Raw genomic sequence first — 22,806 nt, 5'->3', positions numbered from 1 at the left:
CTCAGACCGCTGACAAACCTCGTTGAAAATAACGAGGCTTGTTCCTTAGAAACCTGAGTTCTAGAGAAAACCAGAAACAATTCTGGTTTTCCCGGGGCTTGGAAGAAAAAGTGTTATGACTTCATTTACTCTTTTTTGCCGGCGTAACGGCGAACGTATTTCATAATGCAGTCAAGTTTTTCACAGGTTTCCTGCCATTCTCTTTCTGGTTTGGAATCTCTGACCAATCCTGCGCCAGCCTGGAGCCAACAGCGCCCTTGATGCTGATAGAGAGAACGCAATACCAGCGCCGCGTCCAGTTTACCTGAGCTATCTAATAACATGACACAACCGCTATAAAGTCGGCGTGGTTCACCTTCGTAACGTGAAATTGCTTGTAAAGAAGGTTTTTTGGGTATCCCCGAAGCGGTTACTGCCGGGAATAGGGCGATAAATGCATCCCAACGATTTTTATCTGTTTGTAGTAATCCTTTTACCCGTGATGCTAAATGTTGTACCGAACCCCGTTTACGAATCGCCATAAACTCTGATACACAAAGTGTGTCAGCCTGACAAATCGGCGCCAGCTCTTCTAATGCCAATTTGGCCGAAACAGCATGCTCGGAGATCTCTTTCGGGTCAGAAAGCAAATCTGCTCTCAACCGTTGATCCTGATCTTTATCATGTGTCAAGGCTCTAGTTCCAGCCAATGGTTGTGTGCTGACCCAACCTGAACCATCTGCTTCAACCACGGTTTCCGGGCTGAAACCATAAACAGAGAAATCTTCATCCCGTAAGAAGAAGGAGCGGGCAGGTGTGTTAGCCTGACGGCCTAACCAGTAACTGTGCGGCATATCAATGCCTGAGCCAAGTTCAACCCGACGTGACAGGATCACTTTCTGATAGTGGCTCGCGGCAATATCCTTAACCGCATTGGCGACGTTATCCTGATAATGTTTCGCCGCGTCTGGCTTATTAATGATTTCCATATCTTCTGTACATGAGAAAACCGGTGTGCCTAATTGATCAGCCTGGCGAACTTTCTCACTCAATATGGCGAGTTGACCTTCTTCGAGCGTTCGTATCAGAACCTGTCCTTGAGTTATGCGTAATTCATGCTGTGGAATAGTGATTTTTATTAACGCTTCGTTTTGTTGTTCTAATGGCAGCCCATACGTCATATGGGAGAATTCAAATAAAGTTCTTCCGTAAGCCCGCCAATCCTGAATGGGGAGAGCATTAAGCGCCTGTTCAAGTTTCTGGCTCAATGTGCTGATATCGTATGGATGACGATTACCTTGTGAATCAATCAGTTGTCCTGATGCATCCGCACTGATGGTCGCTGCGCAGCCTATCCCCAACGACCATTCACCTTTCACTTCATAGAGCATATAAGGTTGTGCCTCATTGTCTGAAAGCAAATGCGTAATCAAATCTAGCGGAGTACTGGTAATAACAACCGTTTGTTCATGATATTGCCGCATTGGACAGCCATGTTCCGCTTGTGCCATCTGTACCAAACGGCGTTTATCAATTTTTCCCACTGTAGTTAACGGCCAATAGGCGACAAACAACCATTGGTCAGGAATTTTATGACGCTGAACCCCTTTCTGTTGTAGAAACGCCTCTATCTGCGCCGGTTCCGGTTGATTGCCGTTGTTAGGTAAACAGGCACAGATTCGTTCACCCAACAGCTCATCGGGCACAGAAATGACAACGGCATCATCAATGTCAGGGTGTTGCAGCAACAAGGTTTCAACTTCCTGGGTCGAAATTTTCTCACCACTGCGGTTAACCTGTTCTTTAATTCGGCCCTCAACGATCAGATTGCCATCTGAGGTCATACGAACCAGATCGCCGGTACGATAGAACCCATCGGTGGTGAAAGCCACGGTATTATGCTGCTCTGCACGGTAATATCCCGTAATGGTGTAAGGACCTCGTGTAATAAGCTCTCCTACCTCGCCAGGTGCTACAGGTTGCAAATTGGCATCAACAATTTTGATCTCATCTTCTTCTGATAACGGACGACCTTGGGTATTAATGATGACCTCATAGGAATCATCTAATCGGGTATAACAGAGTAATCCTTCCGCTGTACCAAACACCTGCTGCAAAGGCCCAAGGCGTGCTATTACCTGTTCCGCCAGTTCTGGCGTCAACCTGCCGCCTCCCACTTGCAAACAGCGTAGGGATGAAAGATCGCTTTGTTCCCAGTCGCGGGCCTGTTCCCAAAGCCGTGCCAGAGCCGGTACTAATGCCAGATGGGTCACTTTGTGTTGTTCAATTAGCGGCATAGCTTCATCACAACTGGCGGTATCGCTCAGAAGGACACTTCCGCCTTGGGAAAGGGCGCCCAAAATACCGGGACTGCCTAACGTGAAGTTATGTGCGACAGGCAGTACAGCCAAATAAATACTTTCCGTACTTACCGCACACAGACGGGCTGAGAGCACAAAATCATAGGTATAGGCGTCGTGAGTACGGGGAATTAATTTCGGTGTACCGGTCGTTCCCCCTGAAAGCAATAAAACAGCAATATCACCATAGCTTGGACCAGGAATATTTACCGGTTCATCATCAATGGATGCCAACGCGGTAAATTCTTCCGCTTCTCCGTCAACAATAATCTGTTTCAGATCGGGGCAAGACGCCGCAATTTCTCGAGCCATTTCCCGATAGTCAAAATCATGGATGCAATCGGGAATAATGTAAGCAACCGGGCGGGCAATCTGGCAAAGGGCATGAACGTCATGTGTCCTCTGTGTCGGCATTAATAACACCGGGTGAGCGCCTAACCTAAACAGGGCAAAGCAGGTAACGACAAAGGAGATACGGTTAGGTAGTTGTACCATAACGTTATCCCCACGACGTATCCCTCGACGAAATAGTCCGCTGGCTAATCTCTCTGCGGATTGGTGCAATTCACGGTAAGTTAGTTGTTGTTCCTGATAGATCAGCGCTGTTTTATCGCCCCAGATACCAGCCCACCCGGCAAGTTGTTGGTCTAGCGTTTTGCCATTCCAAAGATAGTCTGGCGTCAGAGTAAGTGTTTTCCCTGGAATAGAAAAAGGTGCCATTATGCAAACTCCTGTACATATTGTATAAATTGTGTAATGTGACGAATAAAACTTTCAGGTTCTTGAGTAATATAAAAATGGTCGCCTACAACCTCCTTGTAGCGATATGAAGGATGTTGCTCTCCATCTGCAAGCCATTGCCGCCACTGCTGAACTTCTATCGCAGAAGCCTCTTTGTCTTCACTGCCATAAAGCAGCAATGTTGGCGTTTGCAGTTTTACAGCGTCAGTCTGAATGGGCCGGTAATAATGTTCGGTAGCAAGAAAATCGGCCCGTAGCATCGGTAAGAACAGCTCAAGCAAGCCGGGATCTTCTCGCAAAATCGGGCTACAACCGCCGATATCAATCAATTGTTCAAGAAACTCATGATCAGGCAACCCGCTCAGTTGGCGGCGAGATCGAAGATGAGGCGCATGGCACCCCGAAAGTACCAGCGCCTTGGGTGAACAGTTTTGTTGCTCAAGGCGTTGGCAAGTTTCAAAAGCAACTTGTGCTCCCATACTGTGACCGACAAGTATCAGGTTCTCTCTTTGTGCGGGGGTGAATGACGCCACCAAGTCAGAAAGTGATTGCGCCAATGGCGCGATACTGGCAGTAGCCTTTTCCGCCATGCGGCTGTCACGTCCGGGATAAATCACCAGTGAAACCGCTATATCTAAATTTTTCAGTGTGGACCAGTGGCGGAATGCACTGGTACTGCCCCCGGCAAAGGGGCAGATTAACAGCATGTATTTGGGTTTGCCGTGAGTCGTCAGACACGGACGAATCATCGGATGTGTAGGGAGTGCCCACGTCATCAACATGCTTCCTCAGTTAACATCAATTTTGCTGGCTCAATCCAAACAGGGGACGGTAAATCCTGAGTAATAGGCTCTCCCATAATGCGCAAAATTTGTTGCCATAAACCTGCTAACCGCAGTTGGTAATCGTAAGCAAAAGCAGGCGGGCAGGGAGAGCCATTCAATACAGAACTCAAGGTGTTGAGTAAAAATGCCACACCTTTAGCGCCATCACATTCAAATGCCGTCATCCAGTTTTTGGTTGCCGGACAAAGAATTTGTGATGTTGTTTGGTGCAAATAGTTACCATCCGGTTGACTGGCATTCAGATAGAGGCTTTGTTCACTATTCAGATGGTCAGGAGCATGAAGGACGGGTGTCCAAATGACCGGCCCGTAACTGGCTTCTTGCGTAAGGTAACCCGCAGACCAAATCAACGTCATTTTATGCATCACCAGATTGTGCATATCGGGATCTCTCGGGTCCAGATAAGATTGCACGTTCAACGTTACGGTTGTCCCTGCGAAGCTAAGTTCAAAGCAATGAAATGCACTGCTTCGCTGACCAACATAGACTATCTCCATCTGTTCCGGACAGTGACACGCCTGTAACAACAGATCGAGCGCGGAAAATAGCAATTGGCGACTGGTTGTCAAATAACCACTTACCGGACGCTGCTGTGATAAATGACTAATTTGCCGCGCCGCATGTAACCAACTTCTTCCAGCACGGCATTGGCTATAAAAGCTATTTACCCAAAACACTGCATTATGTTTTTTGGCGGTTAATTGATGTCTTTTGATGGCCTCTGCATCAAGGGGATGTTCCTGAATGACTGAAATTCCACGAGCCAAAAGTGTCTGAGTGAGCTGATCGCCTTTGCCGCCAATCACCTCTGCCCGAATGACTACACAGGCAATATCAATATCATCTGGTAGCTCATCCAATGAGCGGAATAGCGGCACATTAAAATCACGAGCAAGTTGCTGCGAGCGAGTACTGCCCTGAGCCAAAATGCCAGCCAGTTCCAGACCAGACTGAGGTTGTAAGAATGCATTAAGATATAATTCGCCAAATTTCGAACCGACAATCAGAACCCGCCGTGGCTTTATCATATGTTCTCCTTAACAAAATTAGTGGTTGGTGCTGAATTCAAGATATCTTTCAGACAAGTAGCCAGTGAGCCAACATGTTCGTGTTGGAACAAGGTGTAATGATCGCCCGCAAGTTGTGTCACATTGACCGGACCAAAAGCCTGCCAGCCCAGATCGCTTGAGGCGATGGTGGTTGGATTAAGATAATCCATAAAATCCGGTAATGCCTGTGCTGCCCGAATAAGCCAGAAAGGCTGTGAAGTCTGCGGTGGACAGTAGTTAAGCAACGCATTCAAGTTATGGCGCCACACGTCATAAAGTGCGGTCAGCGAGCTATCAATCTGTGCAGATTGCGGCAAGACATCGTGCAATGCATTAAGGAAAGTCTTAGTATCGGCAGCGATAACATGATCATCCAGAGTCAGACTTGGGAATTGTCCCTGCAAGTCGAGCAGGAAATGACGATGACAGAATGTTTCATCCAGCGTCAGATCAGTGCGGACATTTGGCGCAAAGCTGTCAATTAGGATGCATTGAGAAACACGTTCATCCATCGCTCGTAGTTGATGAGCCATTTCATAGGCCACCAATCCACCAAAAGACCATCCTGCCAAAGCATAAGGGCCGTGCGGCTGGAAGGCACGAATTTGACTGATATAGTCAGCCGCCAACGCTGCCACGGAAGGGGTATCTGTATTTAAATTATCCGGGGAAAACGCCAGCCCAATCAGGCGTTGGTCGCCGAAATCGGCCGCCAAATGGCGATACCCCAACAGATGTCCGCCAATAGGATGCACAATAAATAGTGCCGGTTGCTCAACACTTCCCTTGTTCAATATCACCCCCTGGCAAGAGCTTTCTGGCTGATATTCAATAAATTCGGCCAAAGAGTGTACGGTATCGTAAGTTTGTAGCAAACTGAGAGGGTATTGACGGTTAAACGTCTGATTAATTTTCACCATTAACCGCACCGCCGCCAGAGAATCACCGCCTAGCGTAAAGAAACTCTCATGCACACTAATAGCTTGTTGCTCCAATACCGCTTGCCAAAGGTCCAACACAGCTTGTGCTGTCACACTGAGAGCAACGGATGACGTTGGATTGACTTCCTGAACTTCCTCAACCAAGGCAGCTAATGCGCGTCTGTCAATTTTACCGTTGTCGGATACAGGTACCGTATCGAGAATGATAAAGCGCTGTGGACACATCCAAGCAGGCAAGGTCTGTTGCAACCAATGAGGCAGAACCGGTAAAAGTTCTGTAGATAGCGGTGCCTCATCAGATAAACGCACACCCGCGACGAGTTGCAATGCGCCTGTTGACGTAGTATGTGCAAACGCTAACGCTTGTTGTATATCCGGATGCTCGCATAAGCGGTGTTCAATCTCGCCTAACTCAATCCGGTAGCCACGAACTTTAATCTGGTGATCGTTGCGCCCCAAGAATTCAATATTACCGTCTGGCCGCCAGCGCCCTAAGTCACCGGTGCGGTACAACCGTGCACCGGTTTGAGGATGAGTAATAAAGGCTTGGGCGGTTTTTTCCAAATCAGCCCAGTAGCCTAGTGCTAACCCTTGTCCTCCAATGTAGAGTTCTCCCGTCACCCAGACCGGGCAGGGTGAAAGCGTTGCATTGAGCACATAGAAAGTCTGATTAGCCAGTGGTTTTCCATATGGAATGCTGCGCCAGTTTGGATCAACTTGAGTAATAGGATAGGCAATAGACCAGATTGATGCTTCGGTTGCACCACCCAAACTGAGAAGATTCAACGCAGGGTGAAGGGCAGATAATCTTTCCGGCAAATTGGTTGGTATCCAATCACCGCTCATCAATACCCAACGCAGGCTATCCAAAGAATGTGGATAATCTCTGGCGTACTCCTCAAGCAGTTGCACAAATGCTGGAACAGAGTTCCAAACAGTGACTGATTCTTGCTGTAACCACGTCAATAATTTGTCGGGTTGTCGGCTGTCACCGGGAGAAGGAATAACCAGTTTGGCCCCACAACTTAAAGTACCGAACAGATCATAAACTGAAAGATCGAATGTCAATTCTGAGATTGCCAGCACGCTATCATGTTCATTGAGGGCAATACGTTGGTTAATATCAAGGATGGTATTAACGGCTCCTTGGTGATCTATCATCACGCCTTTCGGTTTGCCAGTAGAGCCTGATGTGAAGATCACATAAGCTAAATCCTCAGGGCAGGCAGACAAGCGCTGCTCACCAGTATTTTTCGGCAAGCAGTTAAGTAATGTTTCATCCAGTGCGATAACCTGTACACCATCAGGCCAACTCATCTGTTGAGCAAACTTAGGTTGAGTTAATACAGTCTCAACTTCTCCTGATGCCAATAGCTGATGAATGCGCTGTTGCGGGTAGCTGGCATCAATAGGCAGATAAGCCCGTCCCGCCAATAAAATCGCTATAACCGCGACAACCTGTTCCCAACCCTTTTCCATCACTACGCCAATCAGAGACGAATGCTGATTTTCTTGCGCTAGTAAATGGTCAGCTAATGCCAGACTTTGTGACCACAAAGTGCGGTAATCGATTTGACGGTAAGCATCGACTACAGCGGTACGTTGTGGGTAGCGGCTTACCGCCTGTTCGATTAACGAACAAAGCGTATGTGGCGGAAAAACATTCTTTGTCGCATTACTGTTTTGGCACAAAATCCGATCATTTACCGGGAGCCACTCTGGAAGTGGAGCGTTCCATTGGTAATCGGCTTCAAGCAGGGCAGCGACGCTAGCCTGATAATGAGCAAACATGTTTTCTGCAACTTGTGGCTGGAACAGTTGCGGCAAAATTGCCCACTGAATGATAACGCCGCCATCTGAGCTGGAAATCAGCATACAGTCGAGATAAACATGCGGTGTTTGCGCACCGAAAAGATTCAGCGTTCCCAACCCTGACGGCCCTTGACCCGCAGTACCGGTTGTATCGTTGAACACGATCGGCATACCGGCGTTCAGATTGTGACGGTGCTGATTTTTCTCTCTGAGTACTAATTGACCATCAAATAGAGCATGTTGCAGATCAGCTAACCACTGTTTCTGTATCCGACTTACTGCGTCACTGAATCCTGTGCTGTTGCGTAAATCCACTTCCAACAATGACGTGGTGGACAAATTCCCCACCAACGTATCGCAATGTTGTGGCATAAGCAGCCGGTTGCCATGTAGAACATTGATGGTGAAATGCTCGCTGTTGCTCCATACCGCCAGAACATGAGTGAATAACGTCAACATAACCTGTGATGGGGACACTCGGTATTCTGCTGCGCGTTGTTGCAAACGCTGCCACTGTTGCGGGCTAACAAATCCCGTCAGACATTGTTGATTAAGTTCTTGTGACTGATGATCTTTTAACGGCAACTCCGGAGCATCAGGCAGATAAGGTAAGCGATTAAGCCAATATTGTCTGCTTTGTTGCCAGGCTTCCCCTGTTTTCTCATCCTCCAGTGCTTGAATATAGTCACTAATAGTCGCGGCCGGTGGTTCTGGCTGCCAATTGGGTTCCTGATATCCACGTTGCAAATCACTTAGAATTAACGTCAAACTTTTACCATCAGCGACTAACAGATCGATAGTCAAATGCAATAGATGTGCCCGGTCATCAATATGATACAGCGTAAAATCAAACAGCGGCCAATTATCGCTAGGAACGCCTTTAGTGCGCAGGGTATCGCGGGCATCAGCGAGTTTTGTTTCGCATTGAGCTGGTATCATGTCACGGCAGTCGATTACCGTCGGGGTATAGCAGGGAACTTCCGACAGGATATGATATTGCCCATCCTTCACATAGCCGCGCAATTGCGCATGATGGTTGATTACACGGTTCCAAGCCGTGGTGAAACGAGGCAGATCAAGATTATTGATAGCCAATTCAGCATAGAAATGAGCGATACCGTTACCAAATTGGAACAGTTGGCTTTCACCCAACCAATAAGCATATTGTAACGCAGTCAGTGGCAGCGTCTGTTCCGATGCTGGTTTAGTTTCCAGTGGAATAACCTGTGTAGCGGGTGTTGTTTCAACTGTCCGCAAAGTACGACAAAACTCGCTCAATTTGGGATGTTCAAACAGTTGTTGCAGATTTGCCTGTTCATAGCCCTGACGGCGCAATTGCACCACCATCCGGGTAGCAATTAAGCTGTCACCACCACTCTGGAAAAAGTCACTGTGACGCTGTATTGGCTGAGGAAGCAGTGAACACCAGAGCGCGATAACCTGCTGTTCTATATCATAGAGCTGGTCATCCGCCGTTTCCGGTTGCTCTGTTTCCGAAGTTGATGACTGTGCCACGCTCTCTTTAGCGGTCACGATTAATGGTAATTGTTCTTGCTGTTGAACATGCAATGAGTAAGGCAAAGTAGAAAATTGCGCCGCTACTTCACTAACATTGAGCCGCGCTTGCCGCTCAGCACGCGCCAGAATCAGTTGTTGATGCAGTTCTGGTCCATCTTGTCCCGGCCATTCCAATGAAATCCGATAGCCGGATTTTTCCAAGCACTTACGCCAATCCGCAAGCGCCATCAATGCACTGGCGCCGCGATCATCACTCCAGGCATTAATACCTTCAATAAATCCAACACTAGCGAGTTGCATAGCGCTTTCATGTTTCGTTGATTCAATAATCAGCAACCATCCACCGGTTTTCAGTAATCGTGACAGACGTTGTAGGGTGTTTTGCAGATGGATTGCATCATGCAACACGTTAACCGCCATAATCAGGTCGTAACCGGATTCTGGATGCAGGCTAAAATCAATACGCTGATTAATATCGAACAGAGCAAATTTCACGGTTTCGCCATAATGATTGAGCAACTGACGTGCATCATCCAAGAATAGCGGCGAAACATCGGTAAAGTGGTAGCTTTCAATCGATTGTGCATTACGCTCAAGTACCTTCGCTGAAGTTGCACCAGTTCCCGCGCCAACTTCCAGCATGGTGAAATGTTCAGATACCCGACTCAATTGCCGGATAATTTCAGCGGCAGTTTGGTTCAGGCACCGTAACGCTGGATTCTCGCTATAGAGGCTGGCCGTGGTCTGTTTATCGGCAAACAACAGTTCCAACGCATTACCTCGCCCGGCAATCAAGGCGTCATGTTGCTCGATACATGTCGCGACATAACGGCTAATGGTTTGACACCACACTGCGTCGTCCAGCTTTGCCGTAGGAGCAGGAACATGATTCAGCGGTTGCAAACAGCGGTATCCACCAGCGGTTTTTTCAATAAATCCCTGGTTGTTTAATAACATCAACCATTGGGTAAGAAGACGCTGATACTGTGGCGCAAGTTGTAAACGTTGTTCAATCTCCTCACGGGAGTGACATTGCTGAGGATAAGTGAACAGGTTTTGGCGCAGTAACGTTTGGCTCAAGCCGAGTAATGCTTGCTGTTCAATGTATTGCCAAGAGCGCTCAAACGCTTGTTGTTCGGTTAACTCAGGCAGAGGTAACAGATCGGTGTTTATCGCCTGTGGTTCTGATAACTGTAATGGCAGATTATTTTCCGCCACCAGCCATACATTATAACCTTGCGTGTCGTCCTGACGTGGTTGAATTTCTGCCAGTCGGATTTCAGGTTTAGCACGCAGATATTGCTCGGCCTGACGCAATTCAGATTGTTGCGGCCAGAAATCATAACGTGCATGACCAGAAGGTGGTGTATGAAGATCATAATGTTCTATACGGTCAGGCTGACGGCAAATTTGCACTAACAGCGCGTTATAAGCGGCAAACAGTGCTTCAATAACTCCCGACGCCAATACGTCATCCATGCAGTACCAGTTAAACAGTAGATCACCATCCACTTCCATGACCTGATGATCCAGCCAGACTTGCGGGGTTTGACTCAGCACAAAGACCGGATCGCCCAGTAACTGGGTGATGGATTGTTTGATAGCGACGCCTTCTTGCGCCATTCCTAACATGCTGGTGAAAACCACCGGCGTCAGCGGTTGTCTGTTATGGGCTTCACCATTTTGTTGGCGACCAAGTTCTCGCAACACCTCAACACCATTGACATAGTTATGGCTCAGTCGTTGCCATAACAAAGCTTGGGTTTTCTCCATGCTGGCACGCAGGGAAGTTGTCTTGCGTAAGTCAAAATCCATCAACATGACGGAGGTAAAATCACCAATCAGATCTTGAACCTCTGGATGGAAAGGTTGCCGGTTAAAGAATGTCAGATTGAGGGTAAACAACGGATGGCGGCTGTACCATTCCAAAGTATGAGCAAACAGCGTCAACAGACCGGCAGAAGGAGTCACGCCCCATTGTTGCCAGCGTTGTTTAAGCATTTGCCAATCAGATTGTGTTAATCGACCTTCATAAGTCGTGAATTGTGGCTGACTACGCTGAGGCAATTGTGGATTCAGCGGCAATCTTGGCGCCGGAGGCAACGAAGGTAATTGTTCCTGCCAGTATGACCATGATGTCAGCCACTCTTTACTTGCCCGTTGAGCCTGTTCCGCCATTACATAATCGCGGAAAGTAAATGTTTGTGGAGCCAATGGTTGCTGGTGATAAGCACGTTGCAAATCGTCCATCATGATTCGGAAACTCTGTACGTCAAACTGCAACAGATCCAGATTCATATGTAAACGACAGTGCGCATTCGGTAACAGAGAAACAGAAACCTCAAACAATGGCCACTGTTCTGCGGGGGGAACTTGGTAAGAAAGCGTATGACGACGCTGAACCAGCGCCTGCTGGCAAGCTGTTTCATCCAACATACGCAAATCATCTTGCGATAAAACATACCAAGGCGTTTCAGGCAGAATTCTTTGTTGTCCATCTTCATCCACTACCATGCGCAACATGCCATGACGCTGAATTAAAGCATTCCATGCTTTCTCAAAACGCGAAATATCAAAACTATCTTTATCAAAACCATCCAGTGCCAGATCCCATTCAAATAAGACGTGGCACGCGACACCGCCAAAATCAATGGCCTGAGTACGACCAATCCAGTAAGCATGCTGAATTGGCGTCAAAGGGAATGGAGCATGATGCTGGGAACTGTCAATGATAATCTCAGGCTGAGAAGGGGCTACCGGCTGTTCAGGTAATGCGTCGCCAATAAGCCGATTAAGCCCCGCCAAAGTCATATTCTGATAAGCCGATTCGGCAGTTAGTCTGAAACCAAATTGCTGGTGGATCGCTGCATTTAACTCCAGGAACAATAGGGAATCCAAACCAAATTGCAGTAAATCCTGTTGCGGCTCCAAACGTTCAGGCTGTTCCAACCGTAACAACGCGGCGATACGTTGACGCAACCAATGGAGCCGTTCTTCTTCATCCTGATACCGCGTGTTATCGACAATGTGCGAAGAAGTCAGCGTTGTAGTTGTAATGTCAGACTGTAAACGCCGCGAAATATCGGGATGATGTTCATCTAACCGTATTGCCAGATAGCAAGGAGACGCACTGCGCAGAGATTGATCAAAATGCCAGATACCTTCATTGACGCTGAACGGCAACATGCCATCTTGTGCCAGTTTTTCTACTAATCGCCGGTCGCGGGCCATACCAACGCCGCCCCAAACACCCCAGACCAGCGCTTTTACCATCAACGAATCCGGTGCTGTCAGCGCCAAAGATTCCAGGTAAGCATTGGCAACGGCATAAGCGCCTTGTCCTTGGGCGCCTAACATTGACGCGGCAGAAGAATGAAGCAACAGATAGTGCGCATTATGTTGCTTAAGAGCAGTTTGCAACGCCGATGCACTCAGGGCTTTTACCGATAACATCTGTGACAGACGTTGAGATTCAAGTTCTGCCAACCGGGTGTGATCAGCGATACCCGCCGCATGAATTGCTCCGGCGATACTATCCTCTTGCGCCAGCGTCCGCACTGCGTTTAACATGGCTGGCGTATCAGTAACATCAACTTTAATCCAGCGTATCTCACATTCAGTATTCAGTGATAACTCTTGAACAAAAGCGTCCCAATCCGCATGTTGACGACGGGCGAATACCGCAATTCTACGTGCGCCTTGGGCCAACAACCAACGGATGGAAATCTGGCCAACTCCGCCCATTCCCCCGGTCACGATATGCCAACCCTGATGGGGAATCGACATCGACTGTTGGGAAAGCAGTAAGGATTGGCGTTGTAAAACCGGCGTCGAGACTTGATTGTCGCGTACTCTTAGCCAACGGTTACGTTCACTCAAATAGCCAAGCGCTAATGACAAAGCCTCAGCATCGTTGATATCAGCAATATCAATCGCTTGAATACGACGATGGGGATATTCTTCAACTGCGACACGTAACAATGCCCAGACAGCGTATTGAGCTGGGTTGATATTCTCTGGTGATAAGGTGGTTTCCGGTTGAGCGCAACAGGTGACAACGGTTAGTGATGTCGCTTCATCACGTTTTAATTCGGTAATAACCTGATCGCATAATTCAAGTACATCATTGCCGGTAAGCAGTAATAAGATGTTTCCGCTTTCTGGCTGTAAATGAATACCCGCCTGACGCCAATGATTAACAATCTCGTCATTCGCTGTTGAAGAACGGAGAGTATATGCCGTTGAAGATCTTGGGATATCTACGGTGTTTATTGTACGCCAATGTAGGGCATAGTGAGTGTCAGGGCACGGTTGTGGCGCCGGAAGCCATGAGTTAGTCGCGGCTTGTGTTGCGACTAACTGGCGCGGCAAATCGCAACGAGCGCTCAACAGGGCAAACAGACGCTCGCCGGCATAAATCAAAGCCGGGAAAGCAGTGAGTAAATTTGCCTCTAATAATCTACGTTTGGCATATGGCAGAGGACGATCAGGACGATACATTTTACTCGTCGTTGGCCCAGAAATTTCCCGGTAATAACCTTGCTGAACGCAATAGGTTAATAATTGTTCCAACAAAGGACGCCAACAAGGTTGCAGTCGGCCAGCCCGGATCGTATCGATGGCACCGAAACCTTGTTCAGCATCACGCCCATGACATTGATATACCAATGCATCGGTATACAACACGCGTAGTGTTACAGCATCGGGGTTTTGCTCAATGGCAGGATCGAGAAGAGCATTCACATCAAGTCCAGCATTGATATTGGTTGTAGGCTGTACAAATTTGGTAGCAGGGAAGTGGTAATACTGTTCGTCAAATGGATAGAGCGGGGCGTGGCATTTTTCCCCAGCGAGTGGGAAAAGGTGCGGCCAGTCAAGATGCACACCGGCACAGTAAAGTTGCATAAGCGCCGTTTGCGGAGCTGTCTCTGGAGAGCTTTGACGCTGTACGCCAGCAATCCAGCTTTCCTGTGGCAGACTGATACGACGCCCGATACCGGTTAATTGCGCATCAGCCCCCATCTCCATAAATAATGCCACCCCTTGCTGGCGGGCAAATTCAACAGCCGGGTAATAGCGCACGGTCTGACGCATATGGTTACGCCAGTAGTCCGGTGAAGCCAATTGTTCAGTCGTTGCAATCTTAGCTGTCAGGGTAGAAATCAGCGGAATTTCCCCCAATGCAGGTTGCAACTGGCTACAACGCAGAGAAAATGCCTCCAGTACGCCATCAAGCATGGCTGAATGTGCTGCGCAGGCAACATTAAGACGCTGGCAGCGAATCTGCTGTTGCTCCAGACGTTGCGCCAAAGTAGCAATTTCCGTCTCTGTACCGGCCCAAACCCAGTGTTGAGGACCATTACAAGCCGCCAGATCTAATGCCAGTGAACGAACGAACGGAAGCACATCTTCTTCATTGGCAAAAACCGCCAGCATCGCCCCTCCTCGGGAACAACTTTGCATCAGTTTGCCTCTTACCGCGACTAACGGCATCACCTGTTCAGGTGTGAAAATCCCGGCAACAACGGCAGCGGCAAACTCGCCAACCGAGTGCCCCAGAACATAATCAGGCTTCAATCCAAGCGCCAGCCAATGTGCCGCCAGTGCAATTTGATGCGCCGCAATTGCCGGTTGTGCGTATTCGGTAGTGGCTAATGCGGCATCATGTTCTCCGAACATGACTGCTTTTAATGGCAGTGCCAACTCTGATGTACAGGCAGCACAGCAACGATCCAACATAGCGGAAAAAATAGGAGAGCTGGCATACATGGCTTTCCCCATTCCAGACCATTGACACCCCTGACCACTAAATTGCCAAAGTTGCTTACCTTCGCTATTGACTTGGCCACTGAAAATATTTGGTGTTGGATTTTTGTTGGCAAAAGCGGATAAATTTTCAGCGCCTTGTGGCGTTAGCGTCAATGCTAAACGCCAGGGTAATGAGAGATCACGCCCCTGTAACGCGGTCCATGTCAAATCCGCATGATGCTCTGGTGCATCATTGAGGGCAGTCGCATAACGTTGTGCCAATTGACGTAATGAAGATTCAGAAGCAGCAGAGAGTAGCAAAGGCGAGGTCTGCGCATGATAGGTGCGATGACGACGTAATTCTTCCGGCAATGATTGCACTACAACATGACAGTTGGTGCCGCCAATACCGAACGAAGAGACGCCTGCGGTTCGTAATGTTTGTGTCCAGCGCTGCCCTTGTGTTGCCAGCCTGAACGGACTTTGTTCCAACCGTAACGCCGGGTTGGGTTGCTGAACATTGATCGTCGGTGGAATATAACCATACCAAACAGACAGGACTGCTTTAATTAGGCTGGCAATACCAGCGGCCGTATCGAGATGGCCCATATTGCTTTTTACTGAGCCAAGATAACAAGGCGGCACCGCTACACTACGGTCAGAAAACACGCTACGCAACGCGTCAACTTCTATCGGATCGCCAAGCGGCGTGCCTGTACCATGTGCCTCAATCATGCCAACATCATCAATGCTGACATCAGCCAGTTGGAGAGCTTCGGTAATAACGCTGCGCTGACCGTTAACCGAAGGGGCAGTAAAGCCAACTTTCTCATTGCCATCATTATTAATTGCACTGCCACGCAGCACAGCCATGATGGGATCGCCATCGTGCAGCGCGTCACTCAAGCGTTTCAATGTGACCACGCCAACACCGTTGCCACCATAGGTACCATTTGCCTGACTATCAAAGGGGCGGCAATGTCCATCAGGCGAAAAGATCATTCCCGGCTGATACAAGTAACCACTTTCTTGAGGGAAAGAAACCGCCACACCACCAGCTAACGCCATATCACACTCACCGGCACGCAAATTTTCACAAGCCATATGCACGGCAACCAGTGAACTTGAACATGCTGTTTGTACCGTCAGTGCCGGACCTTTCAGGTTTAATTTATAAGCGGTACGTGTCGCAAGATAATCTTTATCGTTGCTGATTAACGTTTGAAGCCCTTTAACTTTACCGACATCGGTCATGGAAAATTGTGACCATGAAGGCCAAGTACTGACCCGGCTACTACCAAAAACACCGGTTTTCAGGGGTACATGACGTGGCGCATAACCGGCATGTTCAAGGGCATGCCAGGCGGTCTGGAGAAAAAGACGCTGTTGAGGATCAAGCATCTCCGCTTCCTGACGTGAATAACCAAACAGCGAGGCGTCAAATTGTTCCGCCTTCTCTAATATCGCTGCCCGATTGACAAAATTTTCATTCTCAATGACTTCAGGAGGAATACCTGCATCTAATAATGTTTGACGGGCGAGTGGCGCAGTACACTCAATCCCGTGTTGCAGGTTATGCCAGAAAGCATCACTATCTGGCGCCTGCGGAAAGCGGCAAGCAAGGCCAATCACTGCGATAGGATCGCAATTATCGTAGTGAGGCGTTAAATCAGTCATTATGCAGCTCCTTTGTGACGTTTTTCCCGTTGTTGCAGACGCTTTTGTTGTTGACGCTGACGAGGAGTGATCGACAAGCGATTTCCATCGTGAGAATCCTTCCGGCAGCGTAAACTGAGCGTCTCTGGTGTTGGATAAGCAAATAAATCAGTCACGGCAAGATGATGAAAACCCGCATGTTGTAATTTGCTATGCAATTGAATGAGTTGTAGCGAGCTGGCTCCTGCCTCAAAAAAGTTTTGTTGTACGTTAATAGGACGATTTGTTATGGATAAAAATAGATGTTGAATTTCGCCGCATATTTTTGGGTCGTATCCCTCTGAATGCAGTGATGGCGCAATGGCAACAGCAGTATTTTCAACCATCACAGATTGCTGGCGCGGCATCAGTTGTTCCAGTGCCGCATGCCAACTTTCTGGCTGTGCCGCAAGGGTGCGCAATAGCGCCATGTAACTATTGAACATGTTTTGCAACTGATGTGGTTCAAACAATTCTTCGACAGCATCCCAATTCAGGCAAAGTTCATTGTCAGATTCATAAACCTGATGATCCAACCAAATTTGTGGCGTTTGGGAAATACCCCAAACGGGTTTCATCCATGATGAATGCGAAAGGAATTGCCCTTGATGTGTCCCCAATGCACTGGTGAAAACAACCGGCATAATGGCAGCATCAGGGCCGCGGCTCTGCGCCAGTTCACGCATCACTCTGATTGCTGAAATGTGACGATGATCCAAATCTTGCCAGAGCTGTTGTTGCAATCCACGGGCGCTTGATAACCAATTTTTCTCCGGGCGCCATGCCAGTAATGACAGCGAAGTGAAATCACCCAGAATGTGATTAATATCTTCATGCCAATGCGGACGATCGAAAAGGGTAAGGTTGAGCGTTAGCTCCGGTTTAGTACTGAACGCAGAAAGAACCGCTGCATAAGCGGCAATTAATAGCGCGGAAGGGGTTATCTGATAAGGAGCGGCATGTTGTTTTAACTGGCTCCATTCATATGCGGATAACCGATCGCTATAGCGAACAAAACGTGGCGATTGAACACTTTCCGGGGCAATGCGCAGGGGCAATTGTGGTGCCAGTGGTAATGTTTTCACTTGCTCCTGCCAATATTGCAGCGAACTCTGATGTGTTGGCGCCTGTTGCTGACGTAGTACACAATCCCGGAATGTCACTTTCAATGGTGGCAATTCATGTTGCTCGTCGAGATAGAGCTGCTCTAACTCGGCCAGCAATATCTGCATGCTCAACCCGTCTAATAGCAGATTATCCAGACTGACAAATAGCCGGGAAACAATCCCATCGTCTTGCGCAAGCTGGAAATCGAACACCGGCCAGCTACTGGCATCTAATACCTGATGTGAAAGCTGTTCACGTAATGTATCTGCCTGCGTAATGTCGGTAAATTGACGTTGTTTGACAGAAAACTGCGGGACATTTTCTAATACCTGTTGCTGCCCATTGACAACCACGGTTCTGAGCATTGGATGACGCTGGATCAGACGATTTAACACCCGATTTAAACGTTGAACATCTAACTGTTCTATCCGGTATTCAATAAAGAAATGCGCACCAACACCACTTAAAGCGAAACCCGGATGGCGTCCGACCAAATAAGCCTGTTGAACTTCCGTGAGTGGGAAAGGCTGGTATTCATTTTGCTCTTTCGGCAGAGCGCACTCTGGTGATGAAATTTCAGCCAAAGGAACCAGTGTAGCCGCAAACGTAGCCAATTGTGGGTTACGGAAAAGATGGCCCAGTTCACCCTTGAAGCCTTGTTGTGTCAGTTCACCAACCAAACGTGTAGCCAGAAGACTGTCTCCGCCAAGTTGGAAAAAGTCACTGTCACGACCCAGTTGCTCTGTATTGAGCAGACATTGCCAAATGCTGGCAACGGTTTGTTCCACCGCATTCAACAAAGCCATTTCATTCTGGCGTGGCGCTGTCTCGGTTTTTGTCGCGGACTGTAGTTCTTGCGACAACGCTTTACGATCAATTTTGCCGTTAGGTGTCAGCGGCAGGCGAGGAATGATATGCAAACGCTGTGGGATCATATATCCCGGCAGATGTTGCGCCAGCACCGATTTAATCTTTTCACGATCGGGAATAGTGACGCTGTAACTTGCTTGCATCAATAACACACTAAGGTTGCCGATGGTAATTGGCGTTTCGGTCTGTAGTGGTAATAATTGTGGCAATAGCGATAACCACTGTGATGCAGAGCGTAATTGAATACCTTGAGGTGAAAGCAACTCAGTCGTAATCAGGGAGAAAGGCGATGCTTGTTGCAACTCCATTGCTAATATCAACGCGCCAGGTTGCGCAAACGGTAGCAATTCCTTGACGCAACGTGCGGGATCTTCTTCCCGATGTAAAACATTATTTAGCAGAATAATATCAGCCTGATATTGCAGCGACTCAGGCACTTGTTCAGGCCGACTTTGTTTAGACCAACCTTGTACTTTAGGCCAACATTGTACTGATGCGTGAGCATAGCCGCTTAACCGTGTTTGCGCCTGATTGACCAGTGCCTGAGAACGTTCAAAGCCGAGATAACAGAGATGCTGATCAGTAATATGCTCTGCCAACCACTGCGCACAGAGACCGCTACGAGCATCAAACTCCATCAAAGTCACGGGGCGTTGTAATCGCAGAGAGAGGGCAGTGATTACCTGTTGCAATCCGACCAACCATTGCCGGGTTTCCGGCAACACAAACAACTGTTGTTCCGGTGCGAATTGTGGATCATCAAGCAATGTTACCGCTGACTGTTGCCCGGTAAGAATACTACGTAGCATAGAATGCCAGCGTTCAGGGATATTTGCTTCATTATTAATAGAGGATGATAATCCGGCTTGATATACATGCGGTGTAGATTCAGTCAGTACTTTACATTGGCAAAGATATGCCAACATACGGCCAAACCAATCATGGTATTCCGGTTGGGGCTGATAGCGCTGCAAGCAATCTGTCAGTGATAATGGTGAAGTAAAGGTAATACCGTGACGAGATAAGTGTTCCAACAAGAACATTGCAACTTGAGGTTCACTGCTATCCGCAGTTATTGCATGCACTGCGGGGAACAGCTCGCGATAGCCAACGGGTAACTGCGGCGCACGATTTATCCGTTGGCATAAAGAATCACCTTCCAATTCAAGGAACGCCACCAGAGATTTCTCTTTTTCGCCACTGGCGAGCGCCACTCCTTTGCTGATTCCGGTTACTTGATTAAGGGCAGCGTCAATTTCCCCCAACTCAATGCGATAACCACCAATTTTTACCTGACTATCACGACGTCCCAGAAATTCAAGCCAGCCTTCAGGATGGTAACAACCCAGATCACCGGTGCGGTACCAACGTTCCCCTTGATCGACAACAAATTGCGCAGAAGTGCGTTCTTCATCATTAAAGTAGCCTAATGCGACACCTGCGCCACCAATCCAAAGCTCACCGACAACCCAATCAGGGCAATCACGGCCATCTTCACCTACCACACGATAACGCTGGTTAGCCAAGGGATAGCCATACGGAATAGAGCGCCACTGTGCTGCAACTTCTCTGACGATATATTCGTTTGACCAAACAGCCGCTTCTGTCGCACCGCCCATCGCACTCAACACACCATCAGGATTGAATGCCCGGTAACGTTCAGGCAGTGATAAACCAATCCAGTCCCCGGACAACATCACGGTACGAAGTACTTTCGGTGCATCCACTTCCATCCCTTCACAATAGGTCAGTAACATGTCGAACAGTGCCGGTACGCTGTTCCATATCGTTACGTTGTAACGAGAAATCAACATTTCCCAGGTTGATGGATCACGACGCTGTGCTTCATTAATTAATACCAACGCGCCTCCCGCCGTGAGAATACCGAAAATGTCATAAACGGAGAGGTCGAAATGTAGGGCAGAGAGTGCCAATAATCGGTCGTTACTTTGAACCTGATGACGGCGATTAATATCCAGACAGGTATTAAGTGCGCTTTGGTGGCTGATAACCACCCCTTTTGGCATACCGGTTGAACCAGAGGTATAGATGATATAAGCCGGATCAGTCACCGCTCGTTTAGCCATGTTTGCCAAAGGCGGCCATTGCTCATCCTGATGCCAGGAAACACAGTGTACATCTTGCGACCAATCATCATGCTGTTGTTCAGGAGCAATGATAACGACACGAATTCCAGCACTTTCGCAAATAGCACGACGTCGGTTTACTGGCTGATCAACCGGGACCGGTACATAAACGCCGCCGACATAAAGTATCGCCAATACCGCGACAATTTGTCCGACGCCTTTTTCCATGCTAATGGCAACCCGATCTCCCGGTATAACCGACATTTTTTGCAACACGGCAGCCAACCGGCGAGCGGCCAAACTCAATTCACCATAACTAATTTCCTTATCATTAGTCACCAAAGCAACAATATTAGGTGTACGTTCTGCCTGTAAGAACACACCTTCATGCAGAAGGGCGTTCGGCAAAGGTTCAGTTGTGTCATTGATCTGATGCCGAAGCTGGTATTGCGATTCAGGCATCAGATCCGGTAATTCTTCACTCCACTGTGCAGCGTTTTCCGTTAGGTTCTCAATGAACCCCTGATAGGCGGTAAACAAGGTACCCATTAACCCATCCGGGAAGAGCTCGTCGTTACTATCCCACTGAATATTCAGTGTATTTTCATGTTCAAATGCAACGAAATCCAACCATACCTGAGGGGTTTGCGATATTCCCCAACCTGGTTTTCCCAGAACATCACGGGTATTTTCTCCATATAAAGGTCGGCCTAAATTGCTGGTAAACACAATTGGCGCACCATGTGGATGGCTGCCGCATTTTTTAAGTTCACGCAAAACTTCTACACCAGACCAATGGCGGTGTTCGTAGGCTTCGGCAAATGTCGCCTGCGCGTCTTGAGCCAGTTGGCAGAATGGCAAATTATCAGCGGGAATATCTAACAGCAGAATATTAGTAAAGTCGGCCAGCAGGCCATCAACCGCAGCGTGCAATGGCGCTCTATCAAACAACGTCAGGTTAAACAACAGACGGGGCGCATGGTTCCAGCGACATAATAAACCGGCAAATGCGGTCGCCAATGCCATCGTTGGCGTAACACCATTTTGTTGAGCAAGTTGTTTAAAACGTTGCCAATGTTCAGGAGCCAAACGGAAACATCTGCGCTGAATGCGGACATTTTTTATTAGCGAAGGTTCCTTAGCCAGCGGAAGCTGCGGGGCGGGGGGAAGGGTATCTAACCGGTTACGCCAGAATACCTCTGCTTCTTGTCGAGCCTGCGCAAATTGCGCCTGATATTGCGCCAAGTAGCTGCAAAAATCGTAATCAGAAGGGATAGCCGGCAGGTTACGTTTGACAATTAATGCCGCCAGTTCAGTAAAGAACAGGCTAAAACTGGCGGCATCCATGATCAGCAAATCAATATTCGCGTGCAACCGATGCTGATTCTCACCAAACAGACTGAGTTGAATATCGAACGTTTCCCCTTGTTCAACCTGTAATACCCGATGGCTTAGTTGTTCACGTACATTGTTCAGCGCTTGTTGCTGTTCGTCCGCTGTCAAGTCGCGCAGATCATGAACCGTTAGTTTTTTCCAATAAGCGTCGGTCATACCTTGCTGGCGACCATCTGGCAAAAACCGTACTCGTAACATCGGATGTCGCTGAATCAACCTATGGATTGCCGCTTCCAGTCGTTCAGGTTCCAGCCCGACACCGTCAAATTCTTGATATAAATGGCAACCGACTCCTCCCAACGTCTGTTCCGGCGAACGCCCAACAAAATAAGCATGTTGTACTGCGGTCAGTGGGAACGGACGCGCATCTGCAATCAGTGGTTGCGCCGCATCAGATTTAGGAGCTGTGTGAGTAACAGGCGCATGACGTTGCAGAAGTTGGCTCCAGGCATACAGTGTGGGTTTTTGATAAAGTTCACGAAGAGTGACGCGATATCCCTGACGTCTCAACTGGTTTAACAATGCCATCATTTGCATTGAATCCAGCCCCTTGCGAATTAAATCATCGTTATCATCCACCAGTGTATTTTTTGGAGTAAACAGGTCAGATATGATCTGACGCAGTGAATCTGGAGAGACAAGATCCGTGTGCATGAAGA

The 22,806-nt window shown here is 48.2% G+C and carries 5 protein-coding genes; all 5 read right to left on the bottom strand.

Annotation, left to right across the window (positions count from 1 at the left end; translation table 11 throughout):
* Positions 1-125 precede the first annotated feature (125 nt).
* Genes EAE92_RS05405 through EAE92_RS05385 form a run of 5 tightly spaced genes read right to left on the bottom strand, consistent with a single transcriptional unit; the run spans position 126 to position 22,801 of the window.
* Positions 126-3,059 carry a salicylate synthase gene (locus EAE92_RS05405; protein ID WP_214067321.1) on the bottom strand — a complete coding sequence of 978 codons (2,934 nt, stop codon included), beginning with the start codon at positions 3,057-3,059 and terminating at the stop codon, positions 126-128.
* Complete coding sequence (locus EAE92_RS05400) at positions 3,059-3,856, bottom strand: thioesterase II family protein (protein WP_246545022.1); 798 nt, start codon at positions 3,854-3,856, stop codon at positions 3,059-3,061. Before EAE92_RS05400 ends, EAE92_RS05405 begins: the two co-directional genes overlap by 1 nt.
* A complete protein-coding gene (locus EAE92_RS05395; protein WP_214067320.1) occupies positions 3,856-4,953 on the bottom strand; it encodes a Gfo/Idh/MocA family oxidoreductase in 1,098 nt (365 codons plus the stop codon). Before EAE92_RS05395 ends, EAE92_RS05400 begins: the two co-directional genes overlap by 1 nt.
* Positions 4,950-16,670: a non-ribosomal peptide synthetase/type I polyketide synthase gene (locus EAE92_RS05390; protein WP_214067319.1), complete on the bottom strand. Its 11,721-nt coding sequence runs from the start codon at positions 16,668-16,670 to the stop codon at positions 4,950-4,952. Before EAE92_RS05390 ends, EAE92_RS05395 begins: the two co-directional genes overlap by 4 nt.
* Positions 16,670-22,801, bottom strand: coding sequence for a non-ribosomal peptide synthetase (locus EAE92_RS05385; protein ID WP_214067318.1), 6,132 nt, complete (start codon positions 22,799-22,801; stop codon positions 16,670-16,672). The genes EAE92_RS05390 and EAE92_RS05385 overlap by 1 nt, the downstream gene beginning before the upstream one ends.
* Positions 22,802-22,806: the final 5 nt, after the last annotated feature.

It is taken from the genome of Photorhabdus hainanensis (assembly GCF_018448965.1).
GTDB lineage: Bacteria > Pseudomonadota > Gammaproteobacteria > Enterobacterales > Enterobacteriaceae > Photorhabdus > Photorhabdus akhurstii.
This window is presented reverse-complemented; position numbering and strand designations above follow the sequence as displayed.

Excerpts from the sequence above, each read along its gene's own strand:
- EAE92_RS05405 (WP_214067321.1), bottom strand. The coding sequence starts at position 3,059 with ATGGCACCTTTTTCTATTCCAGGGAAAACACTTACTCTGACGCCAGAC.
- EAE92_RS05400 (WP_246545022.1), bottom strand. The coding sequence starts at position 3,856 with ATGACGTGGGCACTCCCTACACATCCGATGATTCGTCCGTGTCTGACG.
- EAE92_RS05395 (WP_214067320.1), bottom strand. The coding sequence starts at position 4,953 with ATGATAAAGCCACGGCGGGTTCTGATTGTCGGTTCGAAATTTGGCGAA.
- EAE92_RS05390 (WP_214067319.1), bottom strand. The coding sequence starts at position 16,670 with ATGACTGATTTAACGCCTCACTACGATAATTGCGATCCTATCGCAGTG.
- EAE92_RS05385 (WP_214067318.1), bottom strand. The coding sequence starts at position 22,801 with ATGCACACGGATCTTGTCTCTCCAGATTCACTGCGTCAGATCATATCT.